Origin of the sequence: Pseudomonas sp. LTGT-11-2Z (genome assembly GCF_003691445.1) — a bacterium.
Lineage (GTDB): Bacteria > Pseudomonadota > Gammaproteobacteria > Pseudomonadales > Pseudomonadaceae > Aquipseudomonas > Aquipseudomonas monteilii.
The window spans coordinates 810,971-830,024 of sequence record NZ_CP033104.1; the positions used below are offsets into that span (position 1 = coordinate 810,971).

At 54.2% G+C, this 19,054-nt stretch carries 11 protein-coding genes and 3 pseudogenes; 7 read left to right on the forward strand and 7 right to left on the reverse strand.

Annotation, left to right across the window (positions count from 1 at the left end; all coding sequences use genetic code 11):
* Positions 1-23: 23 nt before the first annotated feature.
* Positions 24-1,007 carry an AAA family ATPase gene (locus D8767_RS03650; protein WP_016712254.1) on the reverse strand — a complete coding sequence of 328 codons (984 nt, stop codon included), beginning with the start codon at positions 1,005-1,007 and terminating at the stop codon, positions 24-26.
* Between the two features lie 1,192 nt (positions 1,008-2,199).
* Here D8767_RS03650 and D8767_RS03660 point away from each other — a divergent pair.
* Together D8767_RS03660 and D8767_RS03665 are read left to right on the forward strand one after the other, a co-directional pair.
* Positions 2,200-3,375, forward strand: a pseudogene (locus tag D8767_RS03660) (MFS transporter).
* 29 nt (positions 3,376-3,404) lie between these two features.
* Positions 3,405-4,850 (forward strand): annotated as a pseudogene (locus tag D8767_RS03665) (amidase).
* A 398-nt stretch (positions 4,851-5,248) separates the two neighbouring features.
* On the opposite strand, the gene D8767_RS03670 reads toward D8767_RS03665, so the two are convergent.
* The 6 genes and pseudogenes from D8767_RS03670 to pncB all read right to left on the reverse strand — a co-directional run bounded on the left by D8767_RS03670 (position 5,249) and on the right by pncB (position 13,441).
* Positions 5,249-5,761, reverse strand: coding sequence for a hypothetical protein (locus D8767_RS03670; RefSeq protein WP_016712253.1), 513 nt, complete (start codon positions 5,759-5,761; stop codon positions 5,249-5,251).
* Positions 5,758-7,890 (reverse strand): site-specific integrase, encoded by a 2,133-nt coding sequence (locus D8767_RS03675; RefSeq protein WP_016712252.1) that lies wholly within the window; start codon positions 7,888-7,890, stop codon positions 5,758-5,760. Before D8767_RS03675 ends, D8767_RS03670 begins: the two co-directional genes overlap by 4 nt.
* Positions 7,890-10,313 (reverse strand): tyrosine-type recombinase/integrase, encoded by a 2,424-nt coding sequence (locus D8767_RS03680; protein WP_099814358.1) that lies wholly within the window; start codon positions 10,311-10,313, stop codon positions 7,890-7,892. Before D8767_RS03680 ends, D8767_RS03675 begins: the two co-directional genes overlap by 1 nt.
* Positions 10,310-11,572: a tyrosine-type recombinase/integrase gene (locus D8767_RS03685; protein WP_016712250.1), complete on the reverse strand. Its 1,263-nt coding sequence runs from the start codon at positions 11,570-11,572 to the stop codon at positions 10,310-10,312. Before D8767_RS03685 ends, D8767_RS03680 begins: the two co-directional genes overlap by 4 nt.
* Positions 11,573-11,707: 135 nt before the next feature.
* Positions 11,708-12,232 (reverse strand): annotated as a pseudogene (gene nadE, locus D8767_RS03690) (NAD(+) synthase); the annotation flags it as partial.
* 3 nt (positions 12,233-12,235) lie between these two features.
* Positions 12,236-13,441 carry a nicotinate phosphoribosyltransferase gene (pncB, locus tag D8767_RS03695; RefSeq protein WP_016712248.1) on the reverse strand — a complete coding sequence of 402 codons (1,206 nt, stop codon included), beginning with the start codon at positions 13,439-13,441 and terminating at the stop codon, positions 12,236-12,238.
* Positions 13,442-13,890: 449 nt separating this feature from the next.
* Between pncB and D8767_RS03700 the strand changes: the two genes are divergently transcribed.
* From D8767_RS03700 to D8767_RS03720, 5 genes are all read left to right on the forward strand, one after another.
* Positions 13,891-15,027, forward strand: coding sequence for a branched-chain amino acid ABC transporter substrate-binding protein (locus D8767_RS03700; protein WP_016712247.1), 1,137 nt, complete (start codon positions 13,891-13,893; stop codon positions 15,025-15,027).
* A 154-nt stretch (positions 15,028-15,181) separates the two neighbouring features.
* Positions 15,182-16,096, forward strand: a complete 915-nt coding sequence (locus D8767_RS03705; RefSeq protein ID WP_016712246.1) for a branched-chain amino acid ABC transporter permease — start codon at positions 15,182-15,184, stop codon at positions 16,094-16,096.
* 2 nt (positions 16,097-16,098) lie between these two features.
* Positions 16,099-17,400: a high-affinity branched-chain amino acid ABC transporter permease LivM gene (livM, locus tag D8767_RS03710; RefSeq protein ID WP_016712245.1), complete on the forward strand. Its 1,302-nt coding sequence runs from the start codon at positions 16,099-16,101 to the stop codon at positions 17,398-17,400.
* Positions 17,397-18,272, forward strand: coding sequence for an ABC transporter ATP-binding protein (locus D8767_RS03715; RefSeq protein WP_016712244.1), 876 nt, complete (start codon positions 17,397-17,399; stop codon positions 18,270-18,272). Before livM ends, D8767_RS03715 begins: the two co-directional genes overlap by 4 nt.
* The gene (locus tag D8767_RS03720; RefSeq protein WP_016712243.1) at positions 18,269-18,985 is read left to right on the forward strand and encodes an ABC transporter ATP-binding protein; all 717 of its coding nucleotides are present in this window, start codon (positions 18,269-18,271) and stop codon (positions 18,983-18,985) included. The genes D8767_RS03715 and D8767_RS03720 overlap by 4 nt, the downstream gene beginning before the upstream one ends.
* The last annotated feature ends 69 nt before the right edge of the window (positions 18,986-19,054 follow it).

Here is a 19,054-nt window from a genome sequence, read left to right on the forward strand (position 1 = left end):
TCATCATCCTTGATAGCAGCGGGTTAGTGTTTTCGGAGGCCCTCTCGTACCAGTGCGCTACGCAACTCTTTCACGGTGAGGAACTCTTGATTCCTAAGTATCATACGCTTAACCGCGCGCCTTACAACACGCTCAACATCCGCACCGCTTTTGCCTTCAAACTCTGCAAGCAACTCACCATCATCAACATCGAACTGGCGTCGAATTCCCCGTAATTTGAGTTGTAACAATGCACTTAGCTGTTTGTGATCGGGTAATGGAAACTCGATGGCGTCATCAAACCGGCGCCAAATTGCTGAGTCTAGGATATTTTCATGATTCGTCGCAGCCAAGATAAGGCTTTGCCCATCATAGGCATCCATCATCTGTAGAACGGCGTTCACTACACGTCGAAGCTCGCCGTGCTCGGAGCTATCTGCACGCTCTTTACCAATCGCATCAAATTCGTCAAATAAAACGACCAGCTGGTGTTTGGCAATGAACTCAAAGACTTTACGCAGGTTAGCGGCAGTCTCTCCTAGGAAGGAGGACACAAGCGCATCAAGCCGAACAATTGCCAAAGATCGGTCGAGCTCGAACGCTATGACTTCGGCGGCCAGCGTCTTACCGCATCCAGGTGGGCCGAAGAAAATGACCTTGCCTGAGGGCTTCATGCCATAGCTTCTCAAAACGTCTGCGCGGCGATGCTCCTCAAGCATTTCGTCGATCATTGCTGTACTGCTGTCTGGCAGGATGATCTCTTCAAGGGAGCGCTTCGGCGGTCTTATGTCGAGAAGCGGTAGCCCACGCTCTTTATCGACCGGAATATCGGTCAAGACTTGGGGCTTTCGCGTGGACTGCACGTGCATATCCCCGCCGTAGAGGATCTGCTCAAGATCATTTGCTAATAAATGATGTTGTTTTTGGCGCTCTTCTTCAATTATAGCTTCAGACGCTCGTCGAAATGCTGCAGGGTCTCCGAGAGCACCTGCCTTGAAAAGCTGCCTAAGTATCTTACCATTAGCCATTTAAAAATGCCCTGCATCAAGGTCGTTTCTCAGAGCCATCAACTCACGAAACCAATTCTTGCCCTAAGCAGTGCAACTAATAGGCTGAATCACTGAGAGCTAACATGTAAAGGACTCCTTTCCAGTTTGTGTTTGTGTCGAGCTTAGTTAAAAACTCTTACACTTACATAGCCAAGAGTATCGCCTGTGGTGGCTATTTGTCCAGTATTTCCCGTAGCGCGAAGCGGCTTGTGAGGGGGCAGACGACGAGCGGCGGAGGTTTAGCGCGAAAGGTTGGAAGGCATAGCCGGTAAGCTTGGTTACTGACGAACCGCCACCTCTAGCTGCAAAAGAGTGGGCGAGTCAAATGATTGCATTACCCTTTTACTACGTCTTATGAAGTTTCTACCTGGACCTGCAATGAATTCGTTGAGCGCGGCGCTAACAGATCAGTGTCTTCGATTGTTAATTCGGTGTTTTTGCGCAGCGCTGATTTTTAAAGTCACTGCGTTATCGGCCTGCGGCATTGTTATGGACATTGGTTGATTTGTTAGGGGGGGTTAAATGCACTAGATCGCGCTATACGCTGGTGAAAGTAGACGCGCCCTCAGTATCCACTTTCGTGGACGAGGAATGAGGTGCATGTTGCCCTGACGAGCGCGTCGGCGTTACTGAAAATAGCGGACGTGAGGTCATTGGGGGGGCCGCACCTGCCTCAATGCTTGGTTGCTTGTCGCCCCTAAACGGGGTTCTCTCGTTGGCGATTTTCGCGGTGCTAACGCCGACCATTTCGTATTCGAAATCGTCGCTGACGCGCAGCACGCCACCGATCGGCCGATCCCCGGCTGTACAGCGGTTTAGCGCAGACGATGTTCTGTCCGGCGCTCCTGTTAGCCCCGTGAGGCCTGAATTGCTCCGTTAAAGTAGTATTCATTACAGAAACCGTAAAGTTGATTTGTTTGTAATTTAAATTACAGGAACTTAGCATCCAGTCTGCCTTGAGCGCGCAGGCTTGAGGCCCCCGGTCACTAAAATAAGAAACTCACCAGGAGGCTACATGAATGTCACCTCTGTAGGGCTTAGCTCAATCTCGGATCCGGGGGATGCCCCCTCAGGCCCTTCAATCGCTAAGGCTCGAAGCACTCGGCTTAAAGGGTTATGGGCGAGCAGCGTTGGGAATGCAATGGAGTGATTCGACTGGAAGTGTTACGCCATTTTCTCGTCGTTTCTCGCTCAGAACATGTTCGACAAATCCCAAGGTCTATCGGCGCTTCTAGCCACGTTGGCTATCTTCGCAGTGGGCTTTGTCGCTCGACCGATAGGTGGGGTTTTCTTCGGCAGGATCGCCGATGTCAAAGGCCGTCGATTCGCTATGATTGCTACCACTTCATTTATGGCTATAGGCAGCTTGGTGATTGGCCTGGCTCCCACATATGAACAGGTGGGAGTGATCAGCTCCGCTATCTTGGTCGTAGCTCGAATTGGGCAGGGCTTAGCGCATGGCGGAGAGAGCGCAGCCTCTTACGTCTAAATAAGCGAAATTGCTCCCGATCATTCCCGCGGCTTTTGGTCGAGCGCAGTATATGTGGCGGTTTCAATCGGCACCCTCAGTGCTACAGCACTCGGCACGTTGCTCACGAGCACCCTTACTGCCGAGCAGATGCTGGACTGGGGTTGGCGGGTTCCGTTCCTCGTAGGCTCGCTGCTAGGACTCTATGCCTGCTTTATGCGACGTGGGATGGTCGAAAGCGAGATCTTTGAAAAAGAGCAGGGGAGCGACACCGGCGCCCAGACTGAAAATTCGACATCGAATTTTTATAAAGGCTTGAGGTTGGTGATTTTGACAGGCGGTTCGACCATCACGTACTACACGTGGTGTGTATTTGCCTCGACCTATGCGATCACTGTCAAAGGCATATCTGCCAGCGACGCCTATGTGGCAAGTCTTTGTGCTCAGCTGGTGGGCCTCGTAGCATTACCTGTTTTCGGAGCGCTCTCCGATCGAGTTGGCCGCCGGCCCATGTGTCTAGCCTTCGCCAGTGGCATGTTCTTGCTCGCCTTCCCGCTTAACTGGCTGGTTTCTTCCAGCGCATGGACATTGTTCTGGGCGCAGTCTGTTGCGTTGATTTTTTGGGCGATGCTCACCTCGATCTACCCTGCATTAATGGCTGAGCAACTCCCTACCCGATCGCGGGCCATGGGCATCGGTTTAATTAGCTCACTCTCCGTGGCCTTGTTCGGAGGAACTGCTCCTTACTTAAATACACTGCTGACCAATATGGATAGGCAGTATTTATTCACCCTCTCCCTAATGGTTCTTTGCCTAGGCTCATTTATCGCGGCCTGGCAGATGCCCGAGACGCGTAATATTTCACTTGCCAAAGTTTAGTGTCCACCCGTTGCGTGTGCGGAGGCTGCATGTCTGCGTCTAATGAATTGTGTTTTAAAAGCGCTACTGAGTTGGCTTCAGAAATTCGGGCGGGGCATATTAGTTCGAGAGATGTCGCGCAGGCGCATTTGAGTCAGATCGAAGATTTCAACGGTCGTGTGAAGGCGATTGTAACGTTGGATGTGGAAGGAACTCTGAAGCGTGCACTTGATGCCGATGAAGCACAGGTCAAAGGACACAAATTAGGTATTTTGCATGGACTACCTATTGCTCATAAAGATACTTTCCTCACGGCCGGAATGCGCACTACATTTGGATCCCCGTTGTTCAAAGACTTTGTTCCAACCGAAAATAATGCTGTTGTCGAAAAGTCCCAATAGGCGGGCGCTATTTCAGTGGGGAAGACGAATGTACCTGAATTTGCGGCAGGCTCGCAGACATTTAATCAGGTATTTGGCCCAACGCGCAATCCCTACAACCTTGATCTCACCTGTGGTGGCAGTAGTGGTGGGGCTGCGGCGGCATTAGCCTGTGGTTTCGTCCCACTTGCCGATGGGAGCGACATGGGCGGATCTCTAAGAAACCCTGCAAGCTTCTGCAATATTGTTGGGCTGAGGCCATCGATTGGTGTTGTCCCGCAGTACCCAGTCGTGAATGGCTTCGATGTCCTATGTGCATCAGGGCCCATGGCCCGAAGTGTTGAGGATGTCGGTTTACTGCTCAATGCGATCTGTGGTGAGGATCCGCGCGACCCTTGTTCATTCAGACAAGACTCAGCGAGCTTCTCCGGTCGGCTAGAGCATGATTTCTCTGGTGCTCGCATAGCTTGGTCACCCAATTTGGGCTGCCTACCCGTTGCACCTGAAGTCATTCAGGTAATTCAAAAACAGTTGGATGTGTTTTCCAGTTTTGGCTGTGAAGTCGAGGAGGCAACGCCGGACTTGACCGGTGCGCATGAAGCATTTCATACCTTGCGGGGAATGATTTTCGAAACGACCTACGGCCACCTATACCCGGATCACAAAGACGCGCTCAAGGATACGGTGAGGTGGAACCTGGAGCTTGGTAGAAATCTGACTGCACTGAAAATTGCACAAGCGCAGAGATTGCAAAGTCAATGCTTTGCGAAGCTTTCCCAGTTTTTGACCCAGTATGATTTTCTGGTAACCCCAGTGAGCCAGGTTCTGCCATTCCCCGTCGAACAGGAGTACGTCACCGAAATTAATGCTGTTCCCATGGGAAGCTACATCGATTGGATGAGCGCTTCCTACTACATATCTGTCACTGGCCATCCTGCTATCTCCGTGCCGTGTGGATTCTCGCAGACAGGTCTACCTGTTGGGGTTCAGATTGTCGGGCGCTACAGGCGAGATCTGGATCTGCTACGCATTGCCTACATGTTCGAACAGTCCACACGCTTTGCCACCGTGCGCCCTGTATTTTGCGATCATTCTTATGATCATAAGGGGCGCTAAGCTGGCATAGCCTATTGGCTAGTGATGACCCTGCGCTCTGGAGCTCAGCCATTGTGATTAATATTCAGGCTTTAGCATTATCCGGTGTTGCAGGGTTAGATTTAGGCGATTATTTTTCCCTAGGTATCTTGCCGAGGAAAATGGTTTAGGGAATGAGCGGCAATCGTGTCCTGCAAGCGGACTGCAAGTCTGCCACATAGCGACATCTCTCTGGAGCAAGGTGATACAGCTCCATAAGCTCAAAGGTTAGTGAAATAAACTAACAAGCCCCGAAGCCATGCACAGGTTCGTATTCAAATAGCTGTTTTCAGGGAAAGCTGATTCCTACATTACCGATGATGCAATGCGCCAGGCTTACTCGGCTGAAATTTGTAGCGAGACGGGAGGCTAGGATCACACTATTCGGGGTTCAAGCTGAGCTTTAGCTGTGAAATCTCTTCCTCCTGCAGTGCGAGCGCATCCTGAAGCTTGATGATTTCGGATGCCTGTTCGTTGATTTTGGTTAGCCGCTCTAAAGCTATGTTCATATAAAAATTCCGACTTGATTCGGTTTCCTTGACTTTCTTAGTTAACGATGCCACTGAGCTTCGCGCATCCTGTAGTTGGGTGAACCAGTAGACGACTTCTAGCCGACTCAGCTCAAGCAGCTCCTCGGGTGACTTCTGAACAGCCTTTGAGGAAGCTTCTTCTGCTTTCTGAAGGGCTCGCTTGGCCCTGATCTCTTTAAGCTTCACCAATGGCCATTTGCGGTTGTATATGGTGTTTCGATGGACACCAGATAGCTTGGCCAATGAGGAAGCTGAGGCAGGAAGGGAGGAGTCTTTCTCTAGTCTGTGCAGGGTTTCGTTCAACTGCTGCGTAATGGCAGCAGCCAGTTCAGCGTTCTTATCGTCGTAGTGTGCCGAGCTCATACCGTTAACTCTTCTCCGAGACCCAATAGAACTGCTTCCGCTTCCGCAATGGCTGCTTTCATCTGCATGATCGATTTCGCAAAGCCAGCATGAATCATCTGCCCGTTGGCTCCAGCCTGCGACTCCAACTGGCGAAGAGCGATCGTGTTCTGTACATAGACCTCTCGCCATTTAGGTGCGTTGGCTCTGGTGACCACCGCGTTCTTGCAGCGATACGGGTTGCAACGAAGTGAGCCAATACAGGGAAGAGATGAGTCGAATTCTTCCGTGGCATCCCCATAACAGTAACCCTGACCCACGTTGATGATCGCGAAGCCAACCTCAACCATCCGATCAAAGATCTCGTCCTTGGAGTAACCGCCTTCAAGGTAGCCCTGAAAGTAATTCCTCAGCCGTTGACGGTGAGCCTCAGCATTGTCACCTACAAAGCCGCCGTCTGGGTTACACGCGTTCATGACAAACTCTTTTTCAGCGTCATGTCGTATAGCGTTAATCGCTTCTCGACCGGCATCGGACGTGAGTGCAGACCCGATGTTGCCGTAATCAATGGTAACAGCGCTCAGGCGGTTCTGCCCGATGCTACTGACCAAGTTGCCGAAATGCTTGAGCTGATATGAAATAAATGGCAATCCTACAGCGGCACGGAACATCTGGTGGGCCAGGGAATGCCGAAGCGTGTACGGAGAGACATCCAGCTCGCCGACCTTTTTGGGCTCAAGTGTTTCTGCTAAGAATGCTTGTAGCAGGTAATTGAATTTCACTATTGGTTTGGCTTTATCTTGCTGTCCTGGGCTTACAGTGTTCATGTTAGTCAGGAGCCAAGGGTTTAGTTTGAATCTGTTTAATAGCTGTAGCACTCTAACAGCATCTAGGACGACCGGGATTGCAGCCCATGTATCTCCAAAAATTTTGGTGGTGGCCTGTCTATTTTTTATAACGGTACTTAGTATTAGGTGGTGTCCAAAGTCATCGGTCGTCAGGCACCCTTCAGCCAGGATGCCTGAAAGCTCAGATGGTCTCATGCCAGTGTACTGGCCAATTATGTAATAGGCACTATTGTTGATGTGAGTAAGGTAACGATAGAAGTTTTTATCAATTTTTGCGTTCGTCAGCTTCCGTAACCCTTCCTGATCTCTGAATAATCCCTGCTGCTGCGGTGACCAAAACTCCTCATTAGGTTCGTAGAGAAGTGGAACGATATCTTTTCCAGGATAGTTTTTTGAAGAGAGTCGAATTGCTACATAGATATCATAATTTCTGCGGGTTAGTTTGACCTGTGATGCTCGGTCATAATTGCTCAGTTTGGCGCGATCCAGTCCATCTTTGTCATGGACTGGTTCTGCTAATGCTTTGAGGAAATCGACCACCGCGAAGGTCGCCTGGCGTGAGCATTTTTCGAAAATATCATTATCAAAATATTTTTGCCTTTCACGATGTTTAGGGCTTGCGACCCTATTTTTGATCCACTCCAGAGATGACATTTCAACGTGTGGTAATGGCTTCTCGAAAAGATTTTCTGCCAAAAAATGAGAGCGAAGAAACTTGAAACCCTGGTGGATTGATTTGGTGTACGCTCGATCAAATTTTTTTGCCTGGTCGACATAGTCGCTTTCGCAAAAATCAGCGAGACTATAATATGATAACTCGAAAAATTCGCCACCCAGATCACGACGCTTGTGCTCGCAAAGCTTATCTACGAAAGGGATAACCGTTTTGAAGATGTCGATAACTGTATGTGGCTTGGGAGCGGACTTGTTTTTTCTTCCTGCGCGAACGGCGCCAGGCATCTGGAGGATGCACATGAAAGCGATACGGAGCTCAAACAAAATGGTCGAGTTGAGGTTTGTATAGATTCCGAAATCAATTCTGGATTTAGCACCTTCTATGTTTCTCGCGATCAAATGTGCTTCATCATTGAAGTCCCATATCATATCCTTCATGACGCTAATTTTGCTTACGGGAAGATTCATAAGGGCGTTGAAGATTGTGAGCGCATTAGCGATTTTTCCTAAATCTCGCAAATTGGCGCACGCAAGATCTGCCTCAGGATCATGCTGCGCGCTAAGCAGGTGTGCGAACTCTTCTCTTAATGGTTTGATTTGGTAGATCAGGGTCTCAAACATTGCCATTAGAGTGTCATTCCTTCTACCAAGGTGCTCGTTAGGATATTTTCAGACAGTCGCTCAGCTAGTTCTAACTGCTCTGCATCGAAACCCTGTGGAGAAGGAGTGAGAATGCTGCCCAAAGTTAAAAGATTTTCCCGGATGATGTGACCGTACGGTGTCTGTGCGACGTTGCTAGTTTCTAGCATCGCACGATAATCGCGTTGCATAGCGAAAAGGTCAGGCAAATTGGAGGCCGTGATGATGCAGTTGCGGCACGACAGGCACTTATTCAAAAGCGAGCAAGGGTTGCCCTCTTTGTAGTCAGAGAGCTCTTTGATCTCAGGGGGCGGATCGTATGCGTCACGGCACTCTACTAACCCTGTTCTGATGAAGACCGCGGTGGAGTGAGAATCGTTATGGGTGTCGATGGTGCGATTGGATGCGTCCGCAATGCTCGGCTCCGCGAGTACATATTCTTTGTGAATTTTCTGCAAACCTTCATCAACCACCTTTCGCGCGATTTTGCTGAACTCAAGCTTGTCCAGATATCCCAAAGTAGTCGTGATGTGCTTGTGTCCGAGGATCACCTGGATTTCACGGATAGATGCACCTTGGTCGACCAGTTCAGCTACGAGGCTTGGCCTGAGCCGAGACGCGGATATCGCTAAATCATTACCTTTTTCATCCTTCAATCCGTGATCTTTAGCGAATCTATTCATGATGGCATTGATGACAGCGGAGCGCTCGAGAGATTTGATCTCTCGGAAATTTTTAGAGTCTCCGGACTCGTAAAGGAAAAGCCTATTCTTTATTGAAGGGGCCGCGTTTTTTCGAATGTTACGAGTCAAGAAAATTACATCCCTGAAAATCTTTTCAACCTCAATGCTCTGGGCAACACTTAACCAATTATAATCCGCCTTCATTAGGTCCAGATGTAACAGTTTTTCACCGTCGGAGCGTTCTTTCCAGTAACGCAAATATGGACGTTTGGTGATCGCGTGACTTTTGATGAAGTCATCAATATCGAGAGCTTTAAGCGGGTCGGCATTAAGGCCGGTAATTTGTGCTAGACGAATTACATAGGGGGCAAGCAAGCGTGAGGTGTGCGCATAAATTATGCCCCAGCTTTCGTAGATTTGAACAATGCTCTGAGGCGCGTAGCGGAAAATCTGACAAAACCCTTTTTCATAAACATTGCTCATGTCGGCGAACGCTGCGCTTATCCTCTGGCAGTTGAGCTTCTTTTCGAAAATCCAGCGAGCATTGTCAAGCGTCGCTTTTCCTCGTCGGAGATTGCCTTGCTCATCAATAGGATCACATCCGCCGTTGAAATTTATGTAATCAGTAGCCAGCTCATTTGTTATTTTTATCTCCCGCTCGCATGCTTCCTTAATTTCTTGCCGAGCTTTGGCGGGATAAGGGCAGTACTCCCCAGAGTCGCGTTTTGCATAAAAGCCCTCTGCATAGATGAAAGCTGCAAAGCCAATTCCTTTTATATTTAGGGCCCGCCTCATCATCTGTCGCGTATTCGCCATGATTGAGTTGGCTGTATGCGAACTGATTGCTCCGCTGGAACGTTCCTCCATTAGGAAATTGCGAAATCTCGGTAAATAGTTTGGCCCTATACAATCAAAGGCATGTTCGATCCCTGAATAGCCAACACTCTTCAAATGCTTGCTTACATACCTGAAGCTTTCTACAAAGTTCCGTTGGCTTTCCTCGCTTTTCCTCCTCAGAGATGTAGCTGCGAACATATGAAAGATTTGTACGAACGGCCTGGCAGGATCTGTTGGAACTAGATCATCGATATGGGAAAGAGGAACGGCTTGCAGATCCTTCAGCTGCTTCTCCCAGCTATCACCTCGAGGTGATAGCTCTCTCTTTTTTTTGATCTCCAGTTGGCGTTCTGCGGTTGTCTTGTAGTTAGAGTTGATAACCCCGCGCTTTTCCAGGTCGGTAATTATTTCATTGAACGTTTTCTCGACCAATGGAAGATTTGAACGAGCCCATTTAAGGTTTTCCATTCCAGGAATATGCTTGAGGTATCTATGTGCTGAAATAGTGTTGGCGATAATGGGGATGGATTGTTTTTCATTGTCGCTGAGGCTTTCGTACCATGCCAGTAGTTTGCGTCGCCATTCATTCGAAGAAGAGTTGTGGCCTGTGATGATGATTTTTTCTTTAATCATTGCATCGATAACCGAATTAAGGATTTCGGTTCGTGAACTGCAAACACTGTAATCACACTTAAACTTTGCTTGTAAATACTTGCAAGCTATAGCTGGCTCGCCCTTTTTTTGGAGCGGAACGCTCAGCAGATTATTCCTGCTGGACTTGACCTCAATAGCCCAAGCCTCAAACTCCTTTGTGATATCGCGCTCCAAACGCTTGCGCTTGGCTAGCCCTATCTCGTCGTGACGCACGCTTTTGGGAGTTTTGTATGTCATTTACTATCTCCCATTCGGATGCGCTTAGTAGTTCGATTTCGCAGAAGTTCCATCTCGCTGGATTTCGTTCTCATCACTGAATTAGGCTCGGCTAGCATTAGGTAAATGTCAAAAGGGATAAGCGTGTAACCTTCAGATGTTTCCGGGCTCTTATGCCCCCAAGACTTCATAAGCGTAGCCAGGCGATCCATATAGTCCTTACCCAAATCAGGGCTGTGAAGAATGGCGTATGCGCCACCATGCCTCAGCTTATGAGGCGAAATTAGACGCCTGATCTTTCCTTTCTTAATGGCGCGTTTACAGACTCGCTCAAAGAGCTTCTCGACATTTTTTTTGGTGTAGGGCTGACCCAATGCATTGAAGAACGCAGGGGTTTCTTCCGGAGACGCATAGTTCTTTGCAAACCTCCGATAAAGCGGGGTCTTGTGGTAGTCCTCAATCCGCTCCAGCGTCGTCCTGCTCACCAACGTGGTTCGAGGGTTGATCTGGTTCTTGAATCCCTTGCTCCCTAGGATATGTAGCGGGCAATACGGAGCCTTTAGAGGAGGCATGTCGCCTGTGGTGATGAACAAAAGCCGCTGGAAGTTGAGCGCATCCCGCACAGCCTGCAATGTGATTCGAGGAACCTCCGACTTTCGGACTCCCGTGTCGTAGATGGCTTGGATCAGGCAGCGCTCACGTTCACACTCTGCATGCAGAATCAGCTGCTCCAGCTCATCCATGTTGCAGGGCTGAACAATGCCTAAGGCGTTGGCCTTACCGCTCCAGATCAGACCATCCGAATACGGGTTGTCCTCCCTAAACGCTGCGCGCTCGTCGAAGCGCTTGCACAGGTACGTATTAAAGAGATGATGGTGCGCTGCATCCCTGCCTTGCACTGTCTTCGGCGCAAGTCCTGCTTTATTAAGGCCGGCTAGGTACTGCTCGAGCCTACCGACCGTAACGCTAAGCAGCGCTTCATCTCGATCACTTCCTTCAAACTCAACCTGGGTTCTTAGGTAATCCAAGAGGTAAGAGATGCGGCTTGCGTAGCAGGTGGTCGTGGCATCAGCCAGCAGGGTCTTGCGGTAATTGCGGCACAGGTAGTCAGAGGTCAGAGGCTGAACCTGCTCGTCATTCCCTATCAACACGCACCCCGTGACCACCACTTGAGTATTCCGGGCTTCGGGCTGAGCAAGGAACTGTTCCCGGTACGGTCCTCGGGCGAGGACTGAGTCACTAAGGTCTAAGGGCTTCGCTTTGACAGTGATCACCTTCATCTTCGCACCTTAGCCATCCAGACAAATTTGTTGGTGTACTAATCATGTGAATTATGGGTGGGGAAATGTGGCGGGGGAAAGGGGGGGGGGTAGGCGATACGAAGGGGGGTGTGCACTTTAGTGAAGGGGGGTAGAAATCACCGCCTCAGCGGCGTGGTCGGTACCGATCACCAGGCCCGCACGTGCGCCGGCAATGGTGTACTGGGCGACCATGCGCGTACGCGCCTTGACGTTGCCCACCACGAAGTCCACCAGGGTTGGCGAGCCATTCTTCAGTTCTACAACCTCGGCGGCCAGCGCCCTCACTGCCGGGGCAATGTCGACGGTGTGCACTTCATCGGCCTTGATCACGTCCAGGCAGGCCTGGGCGTCATGCTCGTCATGCTGCACCTGGTACGGCAGGCGCACGGCAATGAAGGTGTAGGCCTTGTCGCCGGTCTCGGCGCGCAACTCGTTGATGGCGCGCTGGGCGAGCAGGGCGGCGGTCAGCGAGTCGACGCCACCGCTGATGCCCAGCACCAAGGTCTTGAGCCGGGCGTTGGCCAGGCAGTCCTTGATGAACGCCACGCGCCGGGCGACTTCGGCCTCAAGCGCGGCAGTGTCGGCGAACGGCGGCTGTACCTTCAGTGCCTGTGCAATCTCTTGCTGAACCGCTTGCATGGGTTACTCCTTGCTGGGGACTTTGAATACGTGGCGCAGGTAGGCGACGAAGTTCTCGTCGCGGCATTGGGTCTTGGCGGCTTCGTCCGAGATCTTGGCCACTGGCGCGCCGTTGCAGTCGGTCATTTTAAGCACGATGCTCATCGGGGCCACACCCGGGATGTCGCAGGTCAGGTTGGTGCCGATGCCAAAACTGACGTTGATGCGACCGCGCAGGGCACGGAAGATTTCCAGCGAACGGGTGAGGTTGAGGCCATCGGAAAACACCAGGGTCTTGGTCATCGGGTCGATACCCAGTTTCTGGTAGTGGGCAATGGCTTTCTCGGCCCAGGCCACCGGTTCACCGGAGTCGTGGCGCAGGCCGTCGAAGAGCTTGGCAAAGTACAGGTCGAAATCGCCAAGGAAGGCATCCATGGTGATGCAGTCGGTCAGGGCGATGCCGAGCAGCCCGCGGTATTCGCGTACCCAGCAGTCCAGCGCGGCGATCTGGCTGTCGATCAGGCGCGGGCCGAGTTGCTGGTGGGCCATGATCCATTCGTGGGCCATGGTACCCAGTGGCTTGATATCCAGTTTCCATGCCAGGTCGACGTTGCTGGTGCCGACGAAGCGGCCCGGGAAGTCGTCGCGCAGTACCCGCACCACGTCTTCCTGCACACGGCTGGAAAAGCGCCGCCGGGTGCCGAAGTCGGCTACCTGCAGTTCGGCCAGTTCATCGTCACTGGCATGCGCGCGCAGCCAGTCGAACTTGCGGTGAAGCTGGTCGCGGGCCTCAGCCAGGCGCATGCGTGGGTGCAGGTGGCGGTTGCGCACTTCGCTGATGATGGCCAGCAACGGTACTTCGAACAGAATCACATGCAGCCACGGGCCTTTCAGGCGCAGGAACAGCTGGTCGTTTTCGATACCGATGCGTACGTAGCGCAGGTTGAAGCGAAACAGCCGCAGAAAGCGCAGGAAATCGGGCTTGAGGAAGCTGATGCGTTCGAGGAAGGCCAGCTGGCCATCATCCAGCGTGAGGTCGCTGAGCAGTTCGAGCTGGTGACGGATCTCGCCAAGATAAGGGCGCAGGTCCTCACCGTTGCGGCAGCGGAATTCCCATTCGACGTCGGCGTCCGGGTAGTTGTGCAGCACACCCTGCATCATGGTGAGTTTATAGAAGTCGGTGTCGAGCAGGTTGTGCACGATGCGCTCGGCGAATGCGCTCTCGCTCATCAAGTGGGGCTCCGGAAGCGGCGAATGGCGGACATTGTGCCAGCCTTTTGGGGCTTGTTGTGTCCGGGCTTGCCCGCGAAGAGGCCGGAACAGCCAAAACAGAGGTGTTTTTCCGTGCACCGGCTAGCCTTGAAACGGTGCCGCCTGTAGCAGTCGCGCACCAGCGGTGTGCAGTTCGGTGACGTCCGCTGTTACAGGCTGGTTGCACGTTAACACTTGGCGGGGTTGCAATGATGGCACCAGGCGGTAGCTCCTTGTCTGTACGTGTGGTGGCGCCTGCCGCGTGGCAGACGGTTGCACGCTCAATAAAGAAAAGGCCGCCGGTCGCCTGCTGGCGCCTAGCACAGTGTGTTTTCCCGGAAGACAAACCCTATGGCACGGCCCTTGCTCTGAGCACAGGGTTGAGAAGTTGTAGTGCCAACCAAAAAAAACTCTAGGAGCACCACCTCATGTCGCAGACGTTTTACAAGAAAGGTTTCCTGGCTCTGGCCGTGGCTACAGCACTGGGTGTTTCTTCGTATGTTCAGGCCGACGTCAAGATCGGTGTAGCGGGCCCAATGACCGGGGCTAACGCCGCGTTTGGCGATCAGTACATGAAAGGTGCGCAGGCAGCGGCCGACAAGATCAACGCCGCCGGTGGCGTCAACGGCGAGAAAATTGTCCTGGTCAAAGGCGATGACGCCTGCGAACCGAAGCAGGCCGTGGCCGTGGCCAACCGCCTGGCCGATCAGGACAAAGTGATCGGCGTGGTGGGGCACTTCTGTTCTTCCAACACCATTCCAGCCTCTGAGGTGTATGACGAAGCGGGCATCATTGCCATTACCCCGGGCTCGACCAACCCACAAGTGACCGAGCGCGGCCTCAGTGCCATGTTCCGCATGTGCGGCCGTGACGACCAGCAGGGTATCGTCGCCGGCGACTACATCGTTGACGTGCTCAAGGGCAAGAAAGTCGCGGTGCTGCACGACAAGGACACCTATGGCCAGGGCCTGGCCGACGCGACCAAGGCGCAACTGGAAAAACGCGGCGTGAAGCCTGTGCTGTACGAAGGCCTGACCCGTGGCGAGAAAGACTTCAGCGCCGTGGTCACCAAGATCCGCTCCACGGGTGCCGACGTGGTCTACTTCGGCGGCCTGCACCCAGAGGCTGGCCCGCTGGTGCGCCAGCTGCGCGAGCAGGGCCTGAAGGACGTCAAGTTCATGTCCGATGACGGCATCGTCACCGACGAACTGGTGGCCACAGCTGGCGGCGCGCAGTACGTCGATGGCGTGTACATGACCTTCGGCGCCGACCCGCGCCTGCTGCCAGACAGCAAGGCGGTGGTGGAGGAGTTCCGCAAGAACGGTACCGAACCAGAAGGCTACACCCTGTATGCCTACGCCTCCCTGGAAGCCCTGGCCGCCGGTTTCAATGGCGCCAAATCGAACAAGGGCGAAGACGCCGCCAAGTGGCTCAAGGCCAACCCGGTCAAGACGGTGATGGGCGAGAAGAAGTGGGACAGCAAGGGTGACCTGACCGTGTCCGACTATGTGGTCTACCAGTGGGATAAAGACGGTAAATACCACCAGCTGGAAAAACAAAAATAACAACGGCCCACGGCCCGGGCTGATGCTCGGGCCCAAGCCCCGCGGTACCTGTCTTTATTCGTAGATCTGCACAGTTCTGCGCTGCGAGGGCCCCGCACCGGTGGCCCGCGCCGTGGTCGGCGCTCGTGCAATCTCAATCAGGTGAGATTGCGTTATGGATGGTATTTTCCTGCAGCAACTGGTCAACGGCCTGACCCTCGGGTCGGTCTATGGCCTGATCGCCATCGGCTACACAATGGTCTATGGCATTATCGGCATGATCAACTTCGCGCACGGCGAGGTGTACATGATCTCCGCGTACCTGGCGGCGATCAGCCTGGCATTGCTGGCTTACTTCGGTATCGAGTCGTTCCCCCTGCTGATGCTGGGCACGCTGTTGTTCACCATCGTCGTTACGGGCGTATACGGCTTCACCATCGAGCGCATCGCTTACAAACCCCTGCGTAACTCTACCCGCCTGGCACCGCTCATCAGCGCCATCGGCATTTCGCTGATCCTGCAAAACTATGCACAGATCAGCCAGGGTGCCCGCCAGCAAGGTGTTCCAACCTTGCTTGAAGGTGCCATGCGTGTCGAAGTCGGCACCGGCTTCGTGCAACTGACCTACACCAAGATCTTCATTCTGGTGGCCGCCTTCGTCGGCATGGGCCTGCTCACCTACGTGATCAAGTACACCAAACTCGGCCGCATGTGCCGCGCCACCCAGCAAGACCGCAAGATGGCCTCGATCCTGGGCATCAATACCGACCGGGTGATCTCCTACGTGTTCGTCATCGGCGCAGTCATGGCCGCGCTGGCCGGCGTGCTGATCACCATGAACTACGGCACCTTCGACTTCTACGCCGGCTTCATCATCGGCATCAAGGCGTTCACCGCCGCTGTGCTCGGTGGTATAGGCTCGCTGCCTGGCGCCATGCTCGGCGGGATCATCCTGGGTATTTCCGAGTCGCTGTTCTCTGGCCTGATCAACTCCGACTACAAGGACGTGTTCAGCTTCTCGCTGCTGGTGATGATCCTTATCTTCCGCCCACAAGGCCTGCTGGGTCACCCGCTCGTGGCTAAGGTGTGAACATGTCCGTTGCCAAAACTGCCGCTGTTACCGAAACCAAGGGTTTCGACCTTAAACGCAGCCTGCTGGAGACCATCGTCGCCGGCCTGCTGGCACTCATTGTGTTTGGCCCGGTCGTCGGCGTGGTGCTCGACGGCTACAGCTTCAATGCCGAGCCGCGGCGCGTGGCCTGGCTGGTGGGCGGGGTGATGCTGGGGCGCTTCCTGCTCAGCCTGTACCTGCAGACCGCCGCTGGCACGCGCATGCTCCAGGGCTTTGAAAGCGGTGGCTCGGGCGTGCATGTGAACGCACCGGACTACAAGTCGCGCTTGCGTTACATCATCCCCGCGCTGATCGTGATTGCCATTGTGTTCCCGGTGTTTGCCAACAAGTACCTGCTGACCGTGGTCATCCTTGGGCTGATCTACGTGTTGCTGGGCCTTGGCCTTAACATCGTGGTCGGCCTGGCCGGCCTGCTCGACCTGGGCTACGTGGCGTTCTATGCCATTGGTGCCTACGGGTTGGCGCTGGGCTACCAGTATTTGGGCCTGGGCTTCTGGAGCGTGCTGCCGCTGGCGGCGATTGCCGCAGCACTGGCGGGGTGCATTCTCGGCTTCCCGGTGCTGAGGATGCACGGTGACTACCTGGCGATCGTGACCTTGGGCTTTGGCGAAATCATCCGCCTGGTGCTGAACAACTGGCTGTCGTTCACCGGTGGCCCCAACGGCATGCCGGCGCCGTCGCCAACCTTCTTCGGCCTGGAGTTCGGCCGTCGGGCCAAGGACGGCGGCGTGCCGATCCACGAGTTCTTCGGCTTCGATTACAACGCCAACCTCAAGTTCGTGTTCATCTACGCGGTGCTGTTCATCGTCGTGCTGGCCGTGCTGTACATCAAGCACCGCCTGACCCGCATGCCGGTCGGCCGGGCCTGGGAAGCACTGCGTGAAGACGAGATCGCCTGCCGTTCGATGGGCCTGAACCACGTACTGGTCAAGCTGTCGGCCTTTACCCTGGGTGCTTCCACTGCCGGCCTGGCCGGGGTGTTCTTTGCCACTTACCAGGGCTTCGTCAACCCGTCGTCGTTCACCTTCTTCGAGTCGGCGCTGATCCTCGCCATCGTCGTGCTGGGTGGCATGGGCTCGACCGTGGGCGTGGTGATCGCAGCGTTCGTGCTGACCGTGGCGCCCGAGCTGCTGCGCAGCTTTTCCGAATACCGGGTGCTGCTGTTTGGCGTACTGATGGTGCTGATGATGATCTGGCGACCGCGTGGGCTGATCCGCATCAGCCGTACCGGTGTGACCCCGCGTAAAGGAGTGGCGCCATGAGCGACGATATCATTCTCTCGGTCGACAACCTGATGATGCAGTTCGGTGGCATCAAGGCGCTCAGCGACGTCAGCCTCAAGGTCAAGCGCAACCAGATCTTCGCCCTGATCGGCCCCAATGGCGCGGGCAAGACCACGGTGTTCAACTGCCTGACCGGCTTCTACAAGGCCAGCGGCGGGCGCATCGAGCTGAACGTTCGCGGCAGCCACACCAACGTCATCCAGCTGCTGGGCGAGCGCTTCCAGGCGGCGGACTTCGTGTCGCCGGCGCGCTTTGCCAACCGCATGTACTACAAGATGTTCGGCGGCACTCACCTGGTCAACCGTGCAGGCCTGGCCCGTACCTTCCAGAACATTCGCCTGTTCAAGGAAATGTCGGTGGTGGAAAACCTGCTGGTGGCCCAGCACATGTGGGTCAACCGCAACCTGCTGGCCGGGGTGCTCAACACCAAGGCCTACCGCAAGGCCGAGAGCGATGCGCTGGACCACGCCTTCTACTGGCTGGAAGTGGTCGACCTGGTCGACTGCGCCAACCGCCTGGCCGGCGAGCTGTCGTACGGTCAGCAGCGTCGCCTGGAGATTGCCCGGGCCATGTGTACGCGGCCCAAAGTCATCTGCCTGGATGAACCGGCAGCAGGCCTGAACCCGCAGGAAACCGAGGCACTCAGCCGCATGATCCGCGTGCTGCGTGACGAGCACGACATCACCGTGGTGCTGATTGAGCACGACATGGGCATGGTCATGAGCATTTCCGACCATATCGTGGTGCTGGACCACGGCAACGTGATTGCCGAAGGCGCCCCGCAAGACATCCGCCACAACCCGACGGTGATCGCCGCCTACCTGGGTGCAGACGAAGAGGAACTGGTATGAGTGCGCCCATTCTCGAACTGAAGGACCTGGACGTTTTCTATGGGCCGATCCAGGCGCTGAAAAAGGTGTCGATGCACATCAACGAAGGTGAGACGGTCAGCCTGATTGGTGCCAACGGTGCGGGCAAGTCGACCCTGTTGATGTCTATTTTCGGCCAGCCTCGGGCAGCGTCGGGGCACATCGTTTATCGCGGCACCGACATCACCCGCAAGTCGTCGCACTACATCGCCTCCAACGGCATCGCTCAGTCGCCGGAAGGGCGCCGGGTATTCCCCGACATGACCGTCGAGGAGAACCTGATGATGGGCACCATCCCCATCGGCGACAAGCATGCCGACGAAGACATGCAGCGCATGTACGAGCTGTTCCCGCGCTTGAAGGAGCGGCGTAACCAGCGGGCCATGACCATGTCCGGGGGTGAGCAGCAGATGTTGGCCATTGCCCGGGCGTTGATGAGCCGGCCGAAGCTGCTGCTACTGGATGAGCCGTCGCTGGGGCTGGCGCCGATTGTGGTCAAGCAGATCTTCTCGACCTTGCGCGAGCTGGCCAAGAGCGGGATGACCATCTTTCTGGTGGAGCAGAACGCCAACCATGCGCTGAAGCTGTCGGACCGTGCGTATGTGATGGTCAACGGGCAGATCCGCATGACCGGGACCGGGCAGGAGTTGCTGGTCAACGAAGAGGTGCGTAACGCCTACCTTGGCGGGCACTGAGTTTCATTCGGGGCCGCTGAGCGGCCCCATTCGCAATGTGGACAACTTGCCATGGGCCTGTCTCCACAT